General features: G+C 60.3%; 18 protein-coding genes and 1 pseudogene. 18 read left to right on the top strand and 1 reads right to left on the bottom strand.

The features are described from left to right. The first annotated feature begins 60 nt into the window (after positions 1-60). The 5 genes from tsaD to L904_RS20755 all read left to right on the top strand — a co-directional run bounded on the left by tsaD (position 61) and on the right by L904_RS20755 (position 3600). Positions 61-1158 carry a tRNA (adenosine(37)-N6)-threonylcarbamoyltransferase complex transferase subunit TsaD gene (tsaD, locus tag L904_RS20775; protein WP_035262462.1) on the top strand — a complete coding sequence of 366 codons (1098 nt, stop codon included), beginning with the start codon at positions 61-63 and terminating at the stop codon, positions 1156-1158. Then, the gene (locus L904_RS20770) at positions 1158-2141 is read left to right on the top strand and encodes an NAD(P)H-dependent glycerol-3-phosphate dehydrogenase (protein ID WP_035262464.1); all 984 of its coding nucleotides are present in this window, start codon (positions 1158-1160) and stop codon (positions 2139-2141) included. The genes tsaD and L904_RS20770 overlap by 1 nt, the downstream gene beginning before the upstream one ends. 63 nt (positions 2142-2204) lie before the next feature. After that, the gene (locus L904_RS20765; protein ID WP_003523501.1) at positions 2205-2498 is read left to right on the top strand and encodes a YciI-like protein; all 294 of its coding nucleotides are present in this window, start codon (positions 2205-2207) and stop codon (positions 2496-2498) included. Between the two features lie 6 nt (positions 2499-2504). Next, complete coding sequence (locus L904_RS20760; protein ID WP_003523502.1) at positions 2505-2948, top strand: EVE domain-containing protein; 444 nt, start codon at positions 2505-2507, stop codon at positions 2946-2948. 7 nt (positions 2949-2955) lie between these two features. After that, positions 2956-3600, top strand: coding sequence for a methyltransferase (locus L904_RS20755; protein ID WP_035262467.1), 645 nt, complete (start codon positions 2956-2958; stop codon positions 3598-3600). 53 nt (positions 3601-3653) lie between these two features. Here L904_RS20755 and L904_RS20750 read toward each other — a convergent pair whose 3' ends face one another. Further along, positions 3654-4034 (bottom strand): hypothetical protein, encoded by a 381-nt coding sequence (locus tag L904_RS20750; RefSeq protein WP_035262468.1) that lies wholly within the window; start codon positions 4032-4034, stop codon positions 3654-3656. 306 nt (positions 4035-4340) lie between these two features. On the opposite strand from L904_RS20750, the gene sdhC reads away from it, so the two are divergent. From sdhC to L904_RS20685, 13 genes and pseudogenes are all read left to right on the top strand, one after another. Beyond that, entirely contained in the window at positions 4341-4733 is a 393-nt protein-coding gene (gene sdhC, locus L904_RS20745; RefSeq protein ID WP_003523506.1) for a succinate dehydrogenase, cytochrome b556 subunit, read from the top strand. A gap of 11 nt (positions 4734-4744) precedes the next feature. Then, entirely contained in the window at positions 4745-5125 is a 381-nt protein-coding gene (gene sdhD / locus L904_RS20740) for a succinate dehydrogenase, hydrophobic membrane anchor protein (protein ID WP_020811956.1), read from the top strand. A 7-nt stretch (positions 5126-5132) separates the two neighbouring features. Continuing rightward, positions 5133-6974: a succinate dehydrogenase flavoprotein subunit gene (gene sdhA, locus L904_RS20735; protein ID WP_003523508.1), complete on the top strand. Its 1842-nt coding sequence runs from the start codon at positions 5133-5135 to the stop codon at positions 6972-6974. 15 nt (positions 6975-6989) lie between these two features. After that, on the top strand, positions 6990-7769 hold the full coding sequence (locus L904_RS20730) for a succinate dehydrogenase iron-sulfur subunit (RefSeq protein WP_003523509.1): 780 nt from the start codon (positions 6990-6992) through the stop codon (positions 7767-7769). A 205-nt stretch (positions 7770-7974) separates the two neighbouring features. Beyond that, the gene (locus L904_RS20725; RefSeq protein WP_003523510.1) at positions 7975-8517 is read left to right on the top strand and encodes a protease inhibitor Inh/omp19 family protein; all 543 of its coding nucleotides are present in this window, start codon (positions 7975-7977) and stop codon (positions 8515-8517) included. 92 nt (positions 8518-8609) lie between these two features. Next, positions 8610-9773 carry a cell division protein ZapE gene (zapE, locus tag L904_RS20720; protein ID WP_035263522.1) on the top strand — a complete coding sequence of 388 codons (1164 nt, stop codon included), beginning with the start codon at positions 8610-8612 and terminating at the stop codon, positions 9771-9773. Between the two features lie 178 nt (positions 9774-9951). Continuing rightward, entirely contained in the window at positions 9952-10914 is a 963-nt protein-coding gene (mdh, locus tag L904_RS20715) for a malate dehydrogenase (RefSeq protein WP_003523512.1), read from the top strand. Between the two features lie 31 nt (positions 10915-10945). Then, positions 10946-12139: an ADP-forming succinate--CoA ligase subunit beta gene (sucC, locus tag L904_RS20710; protein ID WP_035263523.1), complete on the top strand. Its 1194-nt coding sequence runs from the start codon at positions 10946-10948 to the stop codon at positions 12137-12139. Positions 12140-12156: 17 nt separating this feature from the next. Further along, positions 12157-13059 (top strand): succinate--CoA ligase subunit alpha, encoded by a 903-nt coding sequence (gene sucD / locus L904_RS20705; protein WP_003492390.1) that lies wholly within the window; start codon positions 12157-12159, stop codon positions 13057-13059. Between the two features lie 178 nt (positions 13060-13237). Then, positions 13238-16234 (top strand): 2-oxoglutarate dehydrogenase E1 component, encoded by a 2997-nt coding sequence (locus L904_RS20700; protein WP_035263524.1) that lies wholly within the window; start codon positions 13238-13240, stop codon positions 16232-16234. A gap of 53 nt (positions 16235-16287) precedes the next feature. Next, on the top strand, positions 16288-17520 hold the full coding sequence (gene odhB / locus L904_RS20695) for a 2-oxoglutarate dehydrogenase complex dihydrolipoyllysine-residue succinyltransferase (RefSeq protein WP_035263525.1): 1233 nt from the start codon (positions 16288-16290) through the stop codon (positions 17518-17520). A gap of 23 nt (positions 17521-17543) precedes the next feature. Next, a complete protein-coding gene (locus L904_RS20690) occupies positions 17544-17954 on the top strand; it encodes an MAPEG family protein (RefSeq protein WP_035263526.1) in 411 nt (136 codons plus the stop codon). 10 nt (positions 17955-17964) lie between these two features. Continuing rightward, positions 17965-18602: pseudogene (locus tag L904_RS20685) on the top strand (LysE family translocator). Positions 18603-18607: the final 5 nt, after the last annotated feature.

Raw genomic sequence — 18607 nt, 5'->3', positions numbered from 1 at the left:
TTGTTACCGGAGTTGTCTTAGACCAACTCAGCGCATGATCGCAATGAACGAACAGATTTGATGACCCCCTTTCTTCGTATCCTCGGCATAGAGACAAGCTGTGACGAAACCGCCGCATCCATTGTGGTTCGGCATGCGGACGGCCATGGCGAGATCGTCTCCGACGTCGTTTTGTCGCAGCTTGAGGAACACAGCGCCTATGGCGGCGTAGTGCCGGAAATTGCCGCGCGCGCCCATGTCGAGGCGCTGGATACGCTGGTGGAAGAAGCACTGGAGCAGGCGGGCGTGACCCTTGCCGATGTCGACGCCATCGCCGCCACCTCCGGCCCCGGCCTTATAGGCGGCCTGCTGGTGGGTTTGATGACGGGCAAGGCCATCGCCAAGGCGGCCGGCAAGCCGCTTTATGCCATCAACCATCTGGAAGGCCACGCGCTGACGGCGCGCCTTACCGACGGCCTGTCTTTTCCCTATCTGATGTTGCTCGTCTCCGGCGGCCATACCCAGCTGGTGCTGGTGCGTGGCGTGGGCGATTATGAGCGTTGGGGCACCACCATCGATGACGCGCTGGGGGAGGCCTTCGACAAGACAGCGAAACTTCTGGGCCTGCCCTATCCCGGCGGGCCTGCGGTCGAGAAGGCGGCGGCGAAGGGTGATCCGAACCGCTTTCCGCTTCCGCGCCCTATGGTCGGCGAAGCACGGCTCGACTTTTCCTTCTCCGGATTGAAGACGGCGGTGCGGCAGGCGGCTACCGCCATCGCGCCGCTTTCCGAGCAGGATATCGCCGATATCTGCGCCTCGTTCCAGAAAGCGGTGTCGCGCACGCTCAAGGATCGGATCGGCCGTGGCCTTGCCCGTTTCAGCCAAGAATTTCCGCATACAGAAATCGAGCCTGCTCTGGTCGTCGCCGGCGGCGTCGCCGCCAATCAGGAAATCCGCCAGACGCTGCAATCGCTTTGCGATACCCATGGCTTCCGCTTCGTCGCGCCGCCGCACCGGCTCTGCACCGATAATGCCGCGATGATCGCCTGGGCGGGGTTGGAGCGCATGGCGGACGGCCGGGACCCCGATCCGCTCGAAATCCCGCCGCGCTCGCGCTGGCCCCTGGATGGCAGCGCGGAGACATTGATCGGTTTCGGTAAAAGGGGAGCCAAGGCCTGATGCAGCGGGAGAAAATCGTCGTCATCGGCGCCGGCGCCTTCGGAACCGCGCTTGCTGTGGTCATCGCGCTGGAAAATCGGCATGACGTGACCTTGCTCGGCCGCGACCCATCGCTGATGGCCGACCTCAGGAGCGACGGCGTGCACGAGGCGGCCCTGCCGGGCGTCGATCTGCCGGATGCGCTTGAATTTTCCGCCGAGCCCGATGTGCTGGCCGGCGCCGGCATCGTCCTCTTCGCCATGCCCTCGCAGGCTCATGCCGATGCGGCCCGTCACTACGGCCCTTACCTGGCTAATGACTCAATCATTGTCACCTGCGCCAAGGGTATCGACCGCAGTTCCGGCCGGCTGCTGACGGAACTTCTGGAAGCGGAACTGCCGCATCACCCGATTGCGGTTCTGTCCGGTCCGGGCTTTGCAGCCGACATAGCGCGTGGTTTGCCGACGGCCATGGCGATTGCGGCGGAAGATGCGGTGATAGCCGAGCGGCTTGCGACCACGATTTCCGGCAAGACCTTCCGGCTTTATGCCTCGACCGACCGCATCGGCGTGCAGCTTGGCGGGGCGCTGAAGAATGTTCTCGCCATTGCCGCCGGCATCGTCGAAGGCGCGGGTCTTGGCGATTCCGCCCGGGCGGCGCTGATTTCGCGCGGGCTTGCCGAAATGTCGCGTCTCATCGTCGCGATGGGCGGGAAGGCGGACACGGTGCGCGGCCTCTCGGGCCTTGGCGATCTGGTGCTGACAGCCACCAGCCACCAGTCTCGAAACCTGCGTTTCGGCATCGCGCTCGGCCGGGGTGAAGGCAAGAATATGTCCGGCGGGCTGGTGGAGGGCGCTTTCGCGGCAGCCGTCGCTGCCCGGCTCGGGGAAAGTCACGCTGTCGACATGCCGGTTACCGAAGCGGTGGCCGCTATCATTGACGGCAATCTGGATGTGGCGAGCGCCATGCAACAATTGATGACACGGCCCATCACCACCGAATGAGGGCGGGTCTTCGCTCCAAACCGCTGACGCGTTTGGAAGACATGTTTTAACGAGGAGACGAAAATGCTGTTTGCCTTTATCTGCAAGGACAAGCCCGGCCATCTGAATGTGCGCATGGAAACGCGCCCGGCGCATCTGGAGCACCTGAACAAGCTGAATGCCGAGGGCACGCTGAAGATCGCCGGTCCGTTTCTGGATGCCGAAGGCAAGCCGAATGGCAGCCTCGTAATCGTTGACGCCGCCGATATCGACGCCGCGAAGGCTCTCGCCGATGCCGATCCCTACGCCAAGGCCGGCCTGTTCGAAAGCGTTGACGTGAAGCCCTATAATTGGGTCTTCAACAATCCGGGAGCATGACCGGACATGGCGAACTACTGGCTTTACAAGTCCGAGCCGTTCAAATGGTCCTGGGAAATGCAGAAGGCCAAGGGCGAGGCGGGCGAAGAGTGGACCGGCGTGCGCAATTATCAGGCGCGCAACAACATGCGCGCGATGAAGATCGGCGACAAGGGTTTCTTCTATCACTCCAATGAGGGGCTGGATGTCGTCGGCATCGTCGAAGTCTGCGCATTATCGCATCCGGACTCGACCGCCGAAGGCGATCTGAAATGGGATTGCGTGGATATCCGCGCCGTGTGCGACATGCCGCAGCCCGTTTCGCTGAAGGATGTGAAAGCCAATCCGAAGCTGGCGAAGATGTCGCTTGTCACTTCCATGCGGCTTTCCGTGCAGCCGGTGACGGAAGAGGAATATCTCGAGGTCTGCCGCATGGGCGGTCTGGCCAATCCACCGAAGTCACCGGATTGATGCTTCGGTGAGGACCGACCCCGAACGCTTCATTCTCGACAATACCACCATCATGCATCCGCCGCATGTGCCGGAGTTGCGCCTTCATCTCGCCACCGAAGCCCATGAGCTGTGGCTGAAGACGGAGGAGGAGCTGGAAGCGATCGGCCTGCCGCCGCCCTTCTGGGCCTTCGCCTGGGCCGGCGGGCAGGGGCTTGCCCGCTACGTTCTCGATCATCCTGAAAGCGTTTCCGGCAGGCGCGTGCTGGATTTCGCCAGCGGCTCCGGTCTGGTCGCCATCGCTGCGGCAAAGGCGGGCGCGGGTGCTGTTCTGGCGGCCGATATCGATCCGTGGACAGAGACCGCCATTCGGCTGAATGCGGCTATCAATGAGGTGGACATTGCTTTCACCGGGCTTGATCTGGTTGGGAAAGCGGTCGAAGCGGATGTTCTGCTGGCCGGCGACGTGTTTTACGACCGCGCCTTTGCCGAACTTCTCGTACCGTGGTTTCTGGAGCTGACGGAAAAAGGCGTGACCATCCTCGTCGGCGATCCCGGACGCGCTTATTTGCCCAAAGAGCGGCTTCGCCCGGAGGCGACCTATCAGGTGCCGGTGACGCGGGCGCTGGAAGACAGCGAAGTGAAGAAAACCACGGTGTGGCGTTTCATCTGATCAGCGCATTGCGCATTTCCAGTAAACCGCTTCATGCTTTTGCCGAAAATGCTTCAGGGCCGGATAATGCAGACGCCATGTTCATAGGCGCAGGCGTCGCCAGCGGTTTCAGCACGGACATTGATGATTTTCGCCTTTGGCGCAAGTTGCACGCCCGTCGCAACCGCTGCGCCTTTCCGTGAAAGCCCGCCGCCAATTGCGAAATAATTGCCGTTGCCGCGAACGCGTAGCGCCGATATCGCACCGACGTAAGTACCGCCGGAGAGGGTGGATGGCAGCCCGTCCGTGGAGAAACTCTCCTGCGATTGACGATGTTGATAGTTGTGCTGATAATCACGGCGGCCATAAGAATTCTCTGCCGCCGCTGAAGGCACCACGGTGAAAATGACGCCTGCGACCATCATGGTCAAAGCGGCGATTCGGCGCTGTAACATGAGCCTCATTCTCCGGATTTTCTTGGTTGACCAAAGGTAAATTACACGATTCATGAATTACGTAAAGGTAAATATTTTAGGGGCGTAAATCTTGGAAACGCTCGATTTTTTATTTTGACGCAAAAAAATTCCAAAAAAAATTCGTGAACCAATCGATTAAATTGGAATCGGCCATGAAATGTGCTTGTCGTGATGCTCCCATGTGATTAAACGTCGCGGTTGGTGCAATGCACATTCTTTCGTCATGTGCTGTTGCTTGGGGGCGTCCTGTCTGATGGGCGCACGGGAAAACGCCGCGAGGTTCTGATGGCGAATGCGACTAATAACCGGCCTCTGTCGCCGCATCTTCAAGTTTACAAGCTGATTCCGACGATGGTTGCATCCATCGTGCACCGCATCACGGGCGGCGCTCTTTATTTCGGAACGCTTCTGGTTGCCTGGTGGCTGATCGCTATCGCCTCGGGTCCGGCCTATTACGACTGGGTCAACTGGGCGATGGGTACGATCATCGGCAGGCTCATCCTGATCGGATACACCTGGGCTTTGGTTCATCACATGCTTGGCGGCCTTCGCCATTTCATGTGGGATTTGGGCTACGGCTTCGAAAAGCACTTTACCACCAAGCTGGCAAAGGCCTCGTGGGTGGTGTCGATCTGTCTGACCGCGCTGATCTGGGTCATTGCCCTGATCGTGCGCTGAGGAGATTTTTCATGGATATGCGTACACCTCTCGGAAAGGTTCGCGGCCTCGGCTCCGCCAAGGAAGGCACCGACCATTTCTGGCGTCAGCGCGTGACTGCGGTCGCCAACGTTCCGTTGCTCATCTTCTTTGTCGTCTTCCTCATCAGATATGCCGGCGCACCCTATCCTGAGGTCGTTGCGGCGCTGTCGAACCCGCTCGTTGCGGTCATCATGGCTCTGGTTTTGGTTTCCGGCCTCATCCACATGAAGCTCGGCATGCAGGTCATCATCGAAGACTATATTCACGCCGAGGTTTCGAAGCTCGTTCTTCTGATGCTCAATATGTTTTTCGCGGTTCTCATTGGCGGTCTTTGCATCTTCGCCATTCTGAAAATCGCATTCGCAGGATAATCCCGCCATGGCATCGATCAGTTCACCTTCCCAGAATGGCAAGGCTTACACCTATGTCGATCACTCCTATGACGTGATCGTGGTGGGCGCCGGCGGCGCGGGTCTGCGCGCAACGCTCGGCATGGCGGAACAGGGTTTCCGCACGGCCTGCATCACCAAGGTTTTCCCGACGCGCTCCCACACGGTTGCGGCGCAGGGTGGCATTGCCGCATCGCTCACCAATATGACGCCCGACTGTTGGCAGTGGCACCTTTACGACACCGTAAAGGGCTCCGACTGGCTCGGCGACGTCGATGCGATGCAATATCTCGCCATGGAAGCGCCGAAGGCGGTCTATGAGCTGGAACATTACGGCGTGCCTTTCTCGCGCAACGAAGAAGGCAAGATCTATCAGCGCCCGTTCGGCGGTCACATGCAGAACTACGGCGAAGGCCCGCCGGTACAGCGCACCTGCGCCGCCGCCGACCGTACCGGCCACGCCATTCTGCACACGCTTTATGGCCAGTCGCTGCGCAACAATGCGGAATTCTTCATCGAATATTTCGCGCTCGACCTCATCATGTCTCCGGACGGCCGCTGCACCGGCGTCGTTGCCTGGAACCTCGATGACGGCACCATCCATCGCTTTGCCGCCAAGATGGTGGTTCTGGCGACCGGCGGTTACGGTCGCGCCTATTTCTCGGCGACCTCGGCCCATACCTGCACCGGCGACGGTGGCGGCATGATCGCACGCGCTGGCCTGCCGCTTCAGGATATGGAATTCGTTCAGTTCCACCCGACCGGTATTTATGGCGCAGGCTGCCTGATCACCGAAGGTGCACGCGGCGAAGGCGGTTATCTCGTCAACTCCGAAGGCGAGCGCTTCATGGAGCGTTATGCGCCTTCCGCGAAGGACCTTGCCTCGCGTGACGTTGTCTCGCGCTGCATGACGATGGAAATCCGTGAAGGCCGCGGCGTCGGCAAGAACAAGGACCACATCTTCCTGCATCTCGATCACCTCGATCCGGCGATCTTGCATGAGCGTCTTCCAGGCATTTCCGAAAGCGCGAAGATTTTCGCCGGTGTCGATGTGACCCGCGAGCCGATCCCGGTCCTGCCGACGGTTCACTACAATATGGGCGGCATTCCGACCAATTATTGGGGTGAAGTGCTGAATGCCGATGCCAACAACCCGGAGCGCATCGCGCCCGGCCTGATGGCTGTTGGCGAAGCCGGCTGCGCCTCGGTTCACGGCGCCAACCGCCTCGGTTCCAACTCGCTGATCGACCTCGTGGTCTTCGGCCGTGCTGCGGCGATCCGCGCCGCTCAGGTCATCAATCGTGACGAGGCTGTTCCCGCTCTCGATACGGCTGCCTGCGACAAGATCATGGAGCGCTTCAACGGCCTGCGTTACGCCAACGGCTCGACGCCGACGGCGGTGCTGCGCGACAAGATGCAGCGCGCCATGCAGGACGATGCGGCCGTGTTCCGCACGCAGGAATCGCTGGAAAGCGGTTGCCAGCGTCTTTCCGCCATCTGGAAGGAACTGCCTGACGTCAAGGTCACCGACCGTTCGATGGTCTGGAACTCCGATCTGGTCGAGACGCTCGAGCTGCACAACCTCATGGCCAATGCGATCACCACGGTCTATGGCGCGGAAGCGCGCAAGGAAAGCCGCGGTTCGCACGCCCGCGAGGATTTCGTCGACGGTCCGTTCGCCGGTCGCGACGATGTGAACTGGCGCAAGCACACGCTTGCCTGGGTCAGCCCGGAGGGCGACGTCAAGCTCGACTACCGCCCTGTTCACACCGACCTCATCGCCGACGGCATCGATCCCAAAAAGATCGAGCCGAAGGCGCGCGTCTACTGATTTGAGGAACTGGATATGGTTGAACTCGCTCTCCCCAAGAATTCCCAGATCAGCGAAGGCAAGGTCTGGCCGAAGCCGGACGGCGCCAAGAATGTGCGCGAATACCGCATCTATCGCTGGAACCCGGATGACGGCCAGAACCCGCGCATCGATACCTATTATATCGATGTCGACGATTGCGGGCCGATGGTTCTCGATGCGCTTCTCTACATCAAGAACAATATCGACCCGACGCTGACGCTGCGCCGCTCCTGCCGCGAAGGCATTTGCGGCTCCTGCGCCATGAACATCGACGGGACCAACACGCTCGCCTGTACCAAGGGCATGGAAGAGATTAACGGCACGGTGAAGGTTTATCCGCTGCCGCACATGCCTGTCGTGAAGGACCTCGTTCCCGATCTGTCGAACTTCTACGCCCAGCATCGCTCCATCGAGCCCTGGCTGAAGACGGTTTCGCCGACGCCCGCCAAGGAGTGGAAGCAGAGCCATGAGGACCGCCTGAAGCTGGACGGTCTTTATGAGTGCATTCTCTGCGCCTGCTGCTCCACCTCCTGTCCCAGCTACTGGTGGAATGGCGACCGTTATCTTGGTCCGGCTGTTCTGCTGCAGGCCTATCGCTGGCTGATCGACAGCCGCGATGAGGCAACCGGCGAGCGTCTCGACAATCTCGAGGACCCGTTCCGCCTTTACCGCTGCCATACCATCATGAACTGCGCGCAGGCCTGCCCGAAGGGTCTGAACCCGGCCAAGGCTATCGCGGAAATCAAGAAGATGATGGTCGAACGCCGCGTTTAAAGGCGATTCGCTGACGACAGAAAATCTAGCGGGCCGCGGTCTCGACCGTGGCCCTTTTTACAACCCGGCGTGGGAAAATTCGGTAAAAATCGACCGAAATGGTAATTATCCCGGCCATCGCTTGCGCAAGATAAGGCTTTGGTAATAATTCAGCCTTCTTGTTTGATCATGATCTTTCCGGAAGCGAGAGAATCGGGAGCTTGATATGCAATTCAGATATGTGGTGACGGGCCTTGCGGTTGTGATGACTCTCGCCGGTTGCCAACGTACCTCCTACGATTACAACAACAACGCCAGCAACAATCCCGGTTATACGCCGCCTTTGCAGGCGCAGCCGGTGCCCTCGGTCCAGTCCGGCGCCCTGCCGCCGCCCGGTGGCGCCACGGGCAGCCAGTTCCCGTCGGCACCTGCCTCGGCCGCCCCTGGCGGAACCAATGTCGCTTCTGCCGCTCCGCCGGCGGCCGCACTTGACGTTACCAAGGAATCCATGGTCGGCAATTGGCGCGTTTCCAATGGCGGCGCCAATTGCGACATGTTCCTGACGCTCACCAACCTCGGCAGCGGCTCGCGTGGCGGCACGCGTGGTTGCGCGGGCGAGCTGACGGCGATGGGGTCCTGGGAAGTGTCCGGCAAGATGGTTCTCTTCAAGAACCGTTCGGGTGACACGATTGGCCGCGTCTACAAGAGTGCCGATGCGCGCTTCGATGGCACAACCAATAGCGGCCAGCCGCTCAGCCTCAGCCGATGAGGCTTTCCGGTGCAGCCGGAACGCTCTTTTCGCTCTAAGCCTGTCCATTCGTCGCGGGTGCCTTTGTGCGCCCGCGTCCGAGGCGTTTATCCATGAAGCCCTTGCCTGATTACAATCATAGTGTCGTTGAACAGCTCAACGCATTGACGGCAGCTGGCACCTTGCAGGCCGATGCCGCCCAGCTTGGCGTGGCGGCGCATCTCGACCGTATCCTTGCCGACCTGAAGGCACGCAAGCCCGCCAAAAAGAAGAGCGCGCTCGGCTGGATGTTTGCGCGCAAGTCCGGGCCTGCCGCCGCCGTCAAGGGGCTGTATGTGTATGGCAGTGTCGGCCGCGGCAAGACGATGCTGATGGACATGTTCTATGAGATGGCGCCCGTTTCCTCCAAACGGCGCTGCCATTTTCACGAGTTCATGGCGGATGTGCATAATCGTGTGCATGCGCATCGGCAGAAGCTGAAGAATGGCGAAACCAAACAGGCCGATCCGATTCCGCCCGTCGCCGCCCAGCTCCTGGCGGAAGCGGAGCTTTTATGTTTCGACGAATTCACGGTCACGGATATTGCCGATGCGATGATCCTTGCGCGGCTGTTCAGCGAGCTGTTCGCCAATGGCTGTACATTGGTGACGACCTCCAACGTCGTGCCGGATAATCTCTACAAGGATGGTCTCAATCGCGGCCTGTTCCTGCCCTTCGTCGATCTCCTGAAGAAGCATGTGGAGGTGGTGACGCTGGACAGCCCCACCGATTACCGGATGGAGAAGCTGGAAAGCCTGCCCGTCTATGTCACGCCGCTCGACGGTTCGGCGGATCAGGCGATGGATATGGCATGGCGGCACATGATTGCCGGTCACCTCGTTGCACCGACCGAGATACCGATGAAGGGCCGTTCCATTCTGGTGCCGCGCGCCAGCGGCCGGGTTGCCCGTTTTTCCTTTTCCGATCTTTGCGAAAAGCCGCTTGGGGCTTCCGACTTCCTTGCCATTGCCAATCGTTTCGATACGGTCTTCATCGATCACATTCCGTTCTTGAACGCGGACAAGCGCAACGAGACCAAGCGTTTCATCATCCTCATCGATGCGCTTTACGACCACAGCGTCCGGCTTTTTGCCTCCGCTGCCGCCATGCCGGAAGACCTGCTCGGCAAGCGCAAGGGGACCGAAGGTTTCGAGTTCGATCGCACCGCCTCGCGCCTGTTTGAAATGCGCAGTGCGGATTATCTCGCGCTGCACCACGAAAAACGCCAGAAAGTTTGACACTTTCGTGACGTATTTTCTTACGTTTACGTAAGAAAATAATGATCTAAACGATTGAAAATATTCACCGGAAAAGAATCTGTTGCCTATTTTAGCCAATGGGGCTAATCGGAGTGCGACAATTTGGCTGCCGGTTTGGCGCGGTGAAATTGAATTGAAGCTCAAGAGGAAGCATTCGATGGCTCGCAAAAAAATTGCACTTATTGGTTCTGGCATGATCGGCGGCACGCTGGCGCATCTCGCCAGCCTGAAGGAACTGGGCGATATCGTCCTCTTCGATATTGCTGACGGCATCCCGCAGGGCAAGGGTCTGGATATTGCCCAGTCCGGCCCGGTTGAAGGCTTCAATGCAAAGCTCACCGGCGCTTCCGATTACGCCGCCATCGAAGGTGCTGACGTTTGCATCGTCACCGCTGGCGTTGCCCGCAAGCCGGGCATGAGCCGCGACGATCTTCTCGGCATCAACCTCAAGGTCATGGAGCAGGTCGGCGCCGGCATCAAGAAATATGCCCCGAACGCTTTCGTCATCTGCATCACCAACCCGCTCGACGCCATGGTCTGGGCGCTGCAGAAGTTCTCCGGTCTGCCGAAGAACAAGGTCGTCGGCATGGCCGGCGTTCTCGACAGCGCTCGTTTCCGCCTGTTCCTCGCCGAAGAATTCAACGTTTCGGTTGAAGACGTCACCGCCTTCGTTCTCGGCGGCCACGGCGACACCATGGTGCCGCTCGCACGCTACTCCACCGTTGCCGGTGTCCCGCTGACCGATCTCGTCAAGATGGGCTGGCTGACCGCCGAGCGCCTCGAGCAGATCATCCAGCGCACCCGTGACGGCGGCGCGGAAATCGTCGGCCTGCTGAAGACCGGTTCGGCCTATTACGCGCCGGCCGCTTCGGCAATCGAAATGGCTGAATCCTATCTCAAGGACAAGAAGCGCGTTCTGCCCGCCGCTGCCCACCTCTCGGGCCAGTATGGTGTCGACGACATGTATGTCGGCGTGCCGACCATCATCGGCGCCGGTGGTATCGAGCGCATCATCGAGATCGAACTCAACAAGGAAGAAGAAGCCGCCTTCCAGAAATCCGTCGGCGCTGTCGCTGGTCTTTGCGAAGCCTGCGTCAACATCGCTCCGTCGCTGAAGTAATAGCCTAGCGGCTCCAAACAGGGATTATTCCATGAATATTCACGAATATCAGGCCAAGGCTCTTCTGAAGGGCTACGGCGCGCCGGTTGCTGAAGGCGTCGCCATTCTCAAGGTCGAAGAAGCCGAAGCTGCCGCCAAGCAGCTTCCCGGCCCGCTCTACGTCGTCAAGAGCCAGATCCACGCTGGCGGCCGCGGCAAGGGCAAGTTCAAGGAACTCGGCCCGGACGCCAAGGGCGGCGTTCGTCTGGCGAAGTCCATCGACGAAGTCGTTTCCCACGCCAAGGACATGCTCGGCAACACGCTGGTAACGGCGCAGACCGGTGAAGCCGGCAAGCAGGTCAACCGTCTCTACATCGAAGACGGTGCCGACATTGCCCGCGAACTCTACTGCTCGCTGCTGGTTGACCGTTCCGTCGGCCAGGTTGCTTTCGTGGTTTCCACGGAAGGCGGCATGGACATCGAAGCTGTCGCCCACGACACGCCCGAGAAGATCCACACCATCGCCATCAACCCGGAAAAGGGTGTGAGCGACGCCGACGTTGCTGCGATCTCCAAGGCTCTCGCGCTTGACGGCGTTGCTGCCGAAGATGCCAAGGCGCTCTTCCCGATCCTCTACAAGGCCTTCAATGAGAAGGACATGGCTCTCCTCGAAGTCAACCCGCTGATCGTCATGGAAAATGGCCATCTGCGCGTTCTCGACGCCAAGATGTCCTTCGACGGCAACGCGCTGTTCCGCCATGACGACGTCAAGGCGCTGCGCGACGAGACCGAAGAAGACGCCAAGGAAATCGAAGCCTCCAAGTGGGACCTCGCTTACGTGGCCCTCGACGGCAACATCGGCTGCATGGTCAACGGCGCCGGTCTCGCCATGGCGACGATGGACATCATCAAGCTTTACGGCAAAGAGCCGGCTAACTTCTGCGACGTCGGCGGCGGCGCCGGCAAGGAGAAGGTTGCGGCAGCCTTCAAGATCATCACGGCAGACCCGAAGGTCGAGGGCATCCTCGTCAACATCTTCGGCGGCATCATGAAGTGCGACGTCATCGCCGAAGGCGTAATCGCCGCGGTGAAGGAAGTCGGTTTGCAGGTTCCGCTCGTCGTTCGCCTCGAAGGCACCAACGTCGAACTTGGCAAGAAGCTTCTCAACGAATCTGGCCTTGCGATTACGGCTGCTGACGATCTGGACGACGCAGCCAAGAAGATCGTCGCGGCGATCAACGGCTAATTGAGGGACCGGAAATAATGTCTATTCTTGTTAATAAAGACACGAAGATCCTCGTTCAGGGTCTGACCGGCAAGACCGGCACCTTCCACACCGAACAGGCGCTTGCCTATTACGGCACGCAGATGGTTGGCGGTATTCACCCGAAGAAGGGCGGCGAAACCTGGACCGGCTCCAAGGGCGAAAGCCTGCCGATCTTCGCAACGGTTGCCGAAGCCAAGGAAAAGACCGGTGCAGACGCATCCGTGATCTACGTTCCGCCGGCAGGTGCAGCAGACGCCATCATCGAAGCCATCGATGCGGAAATTCCGTTCATCACCTGCATCACCGAAGGTATCCCGGTCATGGACATGGTTCGCGTCAAGGCTCGCCTCGACCGTTCCAAGTCGCGCCTGCTCGGCCCGAACTGCCCGGGTATCCTGACGCCGGAAGAATGCAAGATCGGTATCATGCCGGGCTCCATCTTCCGCAAGGGTTCGGTCGGTATCGTTTCGCGTTCGGGCACGCTCACCTATGAAGCCGTGTTCCAGACCTCCAACGAAGGCCTCGGCCAGACCACTGCTGTCGGTATCGGCGGCGACCCGGTCAAGGGCACCGAGTTCATCGACGTGCTGGAAATGTTCCTCGCCGACGACGCCACGCAGTCGATCATCATGATCGGCGAAATCGGCGGTTCGGCTGAAGAAGATGCGGCGCAGTTCCTGATCGACGAAGCCAAGAAGGGCCGCAAGAAGCCGATGGCCGGCTTCATCGCGGGCCGTACGGCTCCGAAGGGCCGCACCATGGGCCACGCGGGCGCTGTCGTTTCCGGCGGCAAGGGTGACGCAGAGTCCAAGATCGCAGCCATGGAAGCGGCCGGCATCAAGGTGTCGCCTTCCCCGGCGCGCCTTGGCAAGACGCTGGTTGAAGTCCTCAAGGGCTGAGACCACATGACATCGGTAACGGGCGGCGTGGCTTCAATGCCACGCTGCCCGATGCCGCAAGGAACGACAGACAGAACGGCATACCGCCCCGGCGGCAGACAGCAATAATCAAAGCGGCAGGCCGGCGAACGGCCCTAACGGCATCGAGGAGGCGGACGGATAAGTCCGCAAGAACACAATGGCAAGGCAAGAAGCGAACGAGCAGTTTCAGATCACGTCGTTTCTGGACGGCGCGAATGCAGCCTATATCGAGCAGCTCTATGCCCGGTACGAAGAGGACCCCTCTTCCGTGTCGCCGGAGTGGCAGAGCTTCTTCAAGGCGTTGTCCGATAATCCGGAAGACGTGAAGAAGGCGGCCAAGGGCGCCTCCTGGAAGCGCGCCAACTGGCCGATCCCGGCGAATGGCGAACTGGTATCCGCACTCGACGGCAACTGGGCCACGGTCGAAAAGGCCATCGAGAAGAAAGTTCAGGCGAAAGCCGAGGCCAAGAGCGCCGACACCGGCAAGCCGGTCAGCCAGGCGGAAGTTCTGCAGGCGACCCGTGACAGCGTTCGCGCCATCATGATGATCCGCGCCTACCGCATGCGCGGCCACCTTCATGCCAAGCTCGATCCGCTCGGCATCGCCGTTGCGGTTGAGGATTACAACGAGCTGTCGCCGAAGTCCTACGGCTTCGAGGAAAGCGATTACGACCGCAAGATTTTCATCGATAACGTGCTCGGCCTCGAATATGCGACCGTGCGCGAGATGATCGATATTCTGGAGCGTACCTACTGCTCCACCATCGGCGTCGAATTCATGCACATGTCCAGCCCGGAAGAAAAAGGCTGGATTCAGGAGCGCATCGAAGGTCCGGACAAGGGCGTTGCCTTCACGGCGGAAGGCAAGAAGGCCATTCTGTCCAAGCTGGTCGAAGCCGAAGGCTACGAGCAGTTCCTCGACGTGCGCTTCAAGGGCACCAAGCGTTTCGGCCTCGACGGCGGTGAATCGCTGATCCCGGCGCTGGAGCAGATCATCAAGCGCGGCGGCCAGGAAGGTCTGGAAGAAGTCGTTCTCGGCATGGCCCACCGCGGTCGCCTGAACGTTCTGACCAACGTGATGGGCAAGCCGCATCGCGCCGTGTTCCACGAGTTCAAGGGCGGTTCATTCAAGCCTGACGATGTCGAGGGTTCGGGCGACGTGAAGTACCACCTCGGTGCGTCCTCCGACCGCGAATTCGACGGTAACAAGGTTCACCTGTCGCTGACGGCCAACCCGTCGCACCTTGAAATCGTCAACCCCGTTGTCATGGGCAAGGCCCGCGCCAAGCAGGACCAGCTGGCCAAGGTGTGGGACGGCGACATCATTCCGCTGTCGGAACGCGCCAAGGTGCTGCCGCTCCTGCTGCACGGCGATGCCGCCTTTGCGGGTCAGGGCGTGGTTGCGGAAATTCTCGGCCTTTCCGGTCTGCGCGGTCACCGCGTTGCCGGTACCATGCACTTCATCATCAACAATCAGATCGGCTTCACGACGAACCCGGCCTTCTCGCGTTCGTCGCCCTATCCGTCCGACGTCGCCAAGATGATCGAAGCGCCGATCTTCCACGTCAACGGCGACGATCCGGAAGCGGTGACCTATGCGGCCAAGGTTGCGACCGAATACCGTATGAAGTTTCACAAGCCTGTCGTCATCGACATGTTCTGCTACCGCCGCTTCGGCCATAACGAAGGCGATGAGCCGGCGTTCACGCAGCCGAAAATGTACAAGGTTATCCGTGGTCACAAGACAGTCGCGCGCATCTATGCCGACCGCCTGATCGCGGAAGGCCTGATGAACGAAGGCGAATTCGAGAAGATGAAGGCCGACTGGCGCGCTCATCTCGAGCAGGAATTCGAGGCAGGCCAGTCCTACAAGCCGAACAAGGCCGACTGGCTGGACGGTCAGTGGTCGGGTCTGCGCGCCGCCGACAATGCCGATGAGCAGCGTCGCGGCAAGACCGGCGTACCGATGAAGCAGCTGAAGGAAATCGGCAAGAAGCTGTCGACCATTCCGGAAGGCTTCAGCGCCCACCGCACGATCCAGCGCTTCATGGAAAACCGCTCGCAGATGGTCGAGACGGGTGAAGGCATCGACTGGGCAATGGCGGAAGCGCTTGCGTTCGGTTCGCTCGTTGCCGACGGCCACAAGATTCGTCTTTCCGGTCAGGATTGCGAACGCGGCACCTTCTCGCAGCGTCACTCGGTCCTCTACGATCAGGAGACCGAAGAGCGTTACATCCCGCTCGCCAACCTTTCGCCGACGCAGGCCCGTTACGAAGTCATCAACTCGATGCTTTCGGAAGAAGCCGTTCTCGGTTTCGAATACGGCTACTCGCTGGCCCGTCCGAACGCGCTGACCCTTTGGGAAGCCCAGTTCGGCGACTTCGCCAACGGCGCGCAGGTGGTGTTCGACCAGTTCATCTCGTCGGGTGAACGCAAGTGGCTGCGCATGTCCGGTCTCGTCTGCCTTCTGCCGCATGGTTACGAAGGTCAGGGCCCGGAACATTCGTCCGCCCGTCTGGAGCGCTGGCTGCAGATGTGCGCCGAAGACAACATGCAGGTTGCCAACTGCACGACGCCGGCCAACTACTTCCACATCCTGCGCCGCCAGGTGAAGCGCGACTTCCGCAAGCCGCTGATCCTGATGACGCCGAAGTCGCTGTTGCGTCACAAGCGCGCCACCTCTTCGCTGGCCGAGCTTGCAGGCGAGTCCTCCTTCCACCGTCTCCTGTGGGACGATGCGGAGGTCATCAAGGACGGTCCGATCAAGCTGCAGAAGGATTCGAAGATCCGCCGCGTCGTCATGTGCACGGGCAAGGTCTACTACGATCTGCTCGAGGAACGCGAAAAGCGCGGTATCGACGATATCTATCTGCTGCGTATCGAACAGCTTTACCCGTTCCCGGCCAAGGCGCTCATCAACGAGCTGTCGCGTTTCCGCAATGCGGAGATGGTCTGGTGCCAGGAAGAGCCGAAGAACATGGGTGCGTGGTCGTTTATCGATCCCTACCTGGAATGGGTCCTGGCGCATATCGACGCCAAGTACCAGAAGGTCCGTTACACGGGCCGTCCGGCTGCCGCCTCTCCGGCGACCGGCCTGATGTCCAAGCACCTGGCGCAGCTTGCTGCGTTCCTGGAAGACGCGCTGGGAGAGTGAAAACTCTCCCGCATCGCCCCGCAAAAAAGACACCTGAATAACGGAACTAGATCATGGCCACTGAAATCCGCGTACCAACCCTCGGCGAATCCGTCAGCGAAGCGACCGTCGGCACCTGGTTCAAGAAGGTCGGCGATACCGTCAAGGCCGACGAACCTCTCGTTGAACTGGAAACCGACAAGGTTACCGTCGAAGTCCCGGCGCCTGCGTCCGGCGTTCTCACCGAAATCGTTGCGCAGAACGGCGAGACCGTCGGTCTCGACGCGCTTCTCGGCCAGATCGCCGAAGGTGCTGCCGGCGCTGCGACCTCCGCACCCGCTGCCGAACCGGCAAAGCCTGCTGCGGCTGCCGCACCGGCACCTGCCGCCGTTGCCGCGCCGGCAACCGGCTCCATGCCGCCCGCACCTGCCGCCGGCAAGCTGCTTGCCGAAAACAACCTGTCCGCCGATCAGGTCGACGGTTCGGGCAAGCGTGGCCAGGTTCTGAAGGGTGACGTTCTCGCCGCCGTCGCCAAGGGCGTTTCGGCACCGGCTGCCGCACCGGCTCCGGCTGCGGCCCCCCGCCCGGTTTCCGCGGAGCAGGATGCCGTTCGTGAAGAGCGCGTGAAGATGACCCGCCTGCGTCAGACGATCGCCCGCCGCCTGAAGGACGCGCAGAACACCGCCGCCATGCTGACCACCTATAACGAGGTGGACATGAGCGCCGTCATGGACCTGCGCAACCGTTACAAGGACGTTTTCGAGAAGAAGCATGGCGTCAAGCTCGGCTTCATGGGCTTCTTCACCAAGGCCGTGACCCACGCGCTGAAGGAACTGCCCGCCGTCAACGCTGAAATCGACGGCACGGACATCATCTACAAGAACTATTGTCACGTCGGCATGGCTGTCGGCACCGACAAGGGTCTCGTCGTTCCGGTCATCCGCGATGCCGACCAGCTCTCCATCGCTGGTGTAGAAAAGGAACTCGGCCGCCTCGCCAAGGCAGCGCGTGACGGTTCGCTCGGCATGGCCGACATGCAGGGTGGCACCTTCACCATCACCAATGGCGGTGTCTACGGTTCGCTGATGTCTTCGCCGATCCTCAATGCACCGCAGTCGGGCATCCTCGGTATGCACAAGATCCAGGAGCGTCCGGTCGCCATCGGCGGTCAGGTCGTCATCCGTCCGATGATGTATCTTGCGCTCTCCTACGATCACCGTATCGTTGACGGCAAGGAAGCCGTGACCTTCCTCGTCCGCGTCAAGGAAAGCCTGGAAGATCCGGAACGTCTGGTTCTCGATCTCTAAGACTGAAACAGGGGAGAAGAGGGATGGAAAACCTGGCCGGCGGGAATGGACCTTTCGTGTTCCTGCTGTCGCTCAGCGTCGTTCTTCTTCTCCTGCATATCTGCCTTCAGGCCATGTCCGCGACGCGGGAACTCGGCCTTGCCTGGAATGCGGGCGCGCGCGATACCCGGCAGGACCTCAAAGGGGTGTTTGCTGGACGTGCGCAGCGCGCGTCGGATAATTTTCGCGAGACCTATCCGGCTTTCGTCGGTCTCACTCTCGCTCTTGCGATTGCCGGTGACGCTTCCGGCTGGGGACTGACGGGCGGCTGGATATGGACCATGGCGCGCATCGTCTACATCCCGCTTTATCTGGCAGGCGTGCCCTATGTACGGTCGATCGCGTGGGTCGTGTCCCTTGGCGGTCTGGTCCTCATGCTTGTCGCGCTGATCTGAGGTCGAGCCTATGCATCAATATCTCATCGAACTTGCATCCCTGATGGCGATCTTCTCCTTTGCGATCGTCTCGCCCGGCGCCGATCTCGCCATGGTGATGCGCCAGGCCATGGTGCACGGTCGCAAACAGGCCATCATCACCAGCTTCGGGGTGGGGACGTCTCTGATGTTCCACGTCACCTATACGATCCTCGGACTTGGCCTCATCATTTCCCAGTCGATCTATCTCTTCAACATCGTCAAATGGCTGGGCGTCGCCTATCTGATCTATATCGGCATCAAGGCGCTGCGCGCCGGCAAGACAGAACTGCCGACGGCTGAAGGTGAGGTCCGGGCCAAAAGCGTCCAGACAGGACTCAAGGCCTTCACGCTCGGTTTTGCTGCCAATGCGCTCAATCCCAAGCCGGTGTTTTTCTTCCTGTCGATCTTTTCGACGGTGGTTCACGCACATACGCCGGTCGCCATCAAGTTCGGATACGGTCTCGTCATGGCGAGTTGCCTTATCCTGTGGTTCGTCGGTGTCAGCCTGTTCATACGACGCCACGCATGCGCGCCGCATTTCAGCGCGCCAGCCAATGGATCGACCGCACCAGCGGCGTGGTCTTCATCGCTCTCGGTATAAAACTCGCAACGGAAAAAGCGGCCTGAGTTGC

Source organism: Agrobacterium sp. LY4, from assembly GCF_001526585.1.
In the GTDB taxonomy this organism is placed as follows: Bacteria; Pseudomonadota; Alphaproteobacteria; order Rhizobiales; family Rhizobiaceae; genus Agrobacterium; species Agrobacterium leguminum.
Note: the sequence above shows the minus strand (reverse complement) of the source record. Positions and strands in the feature narration are given on the sequence as shown.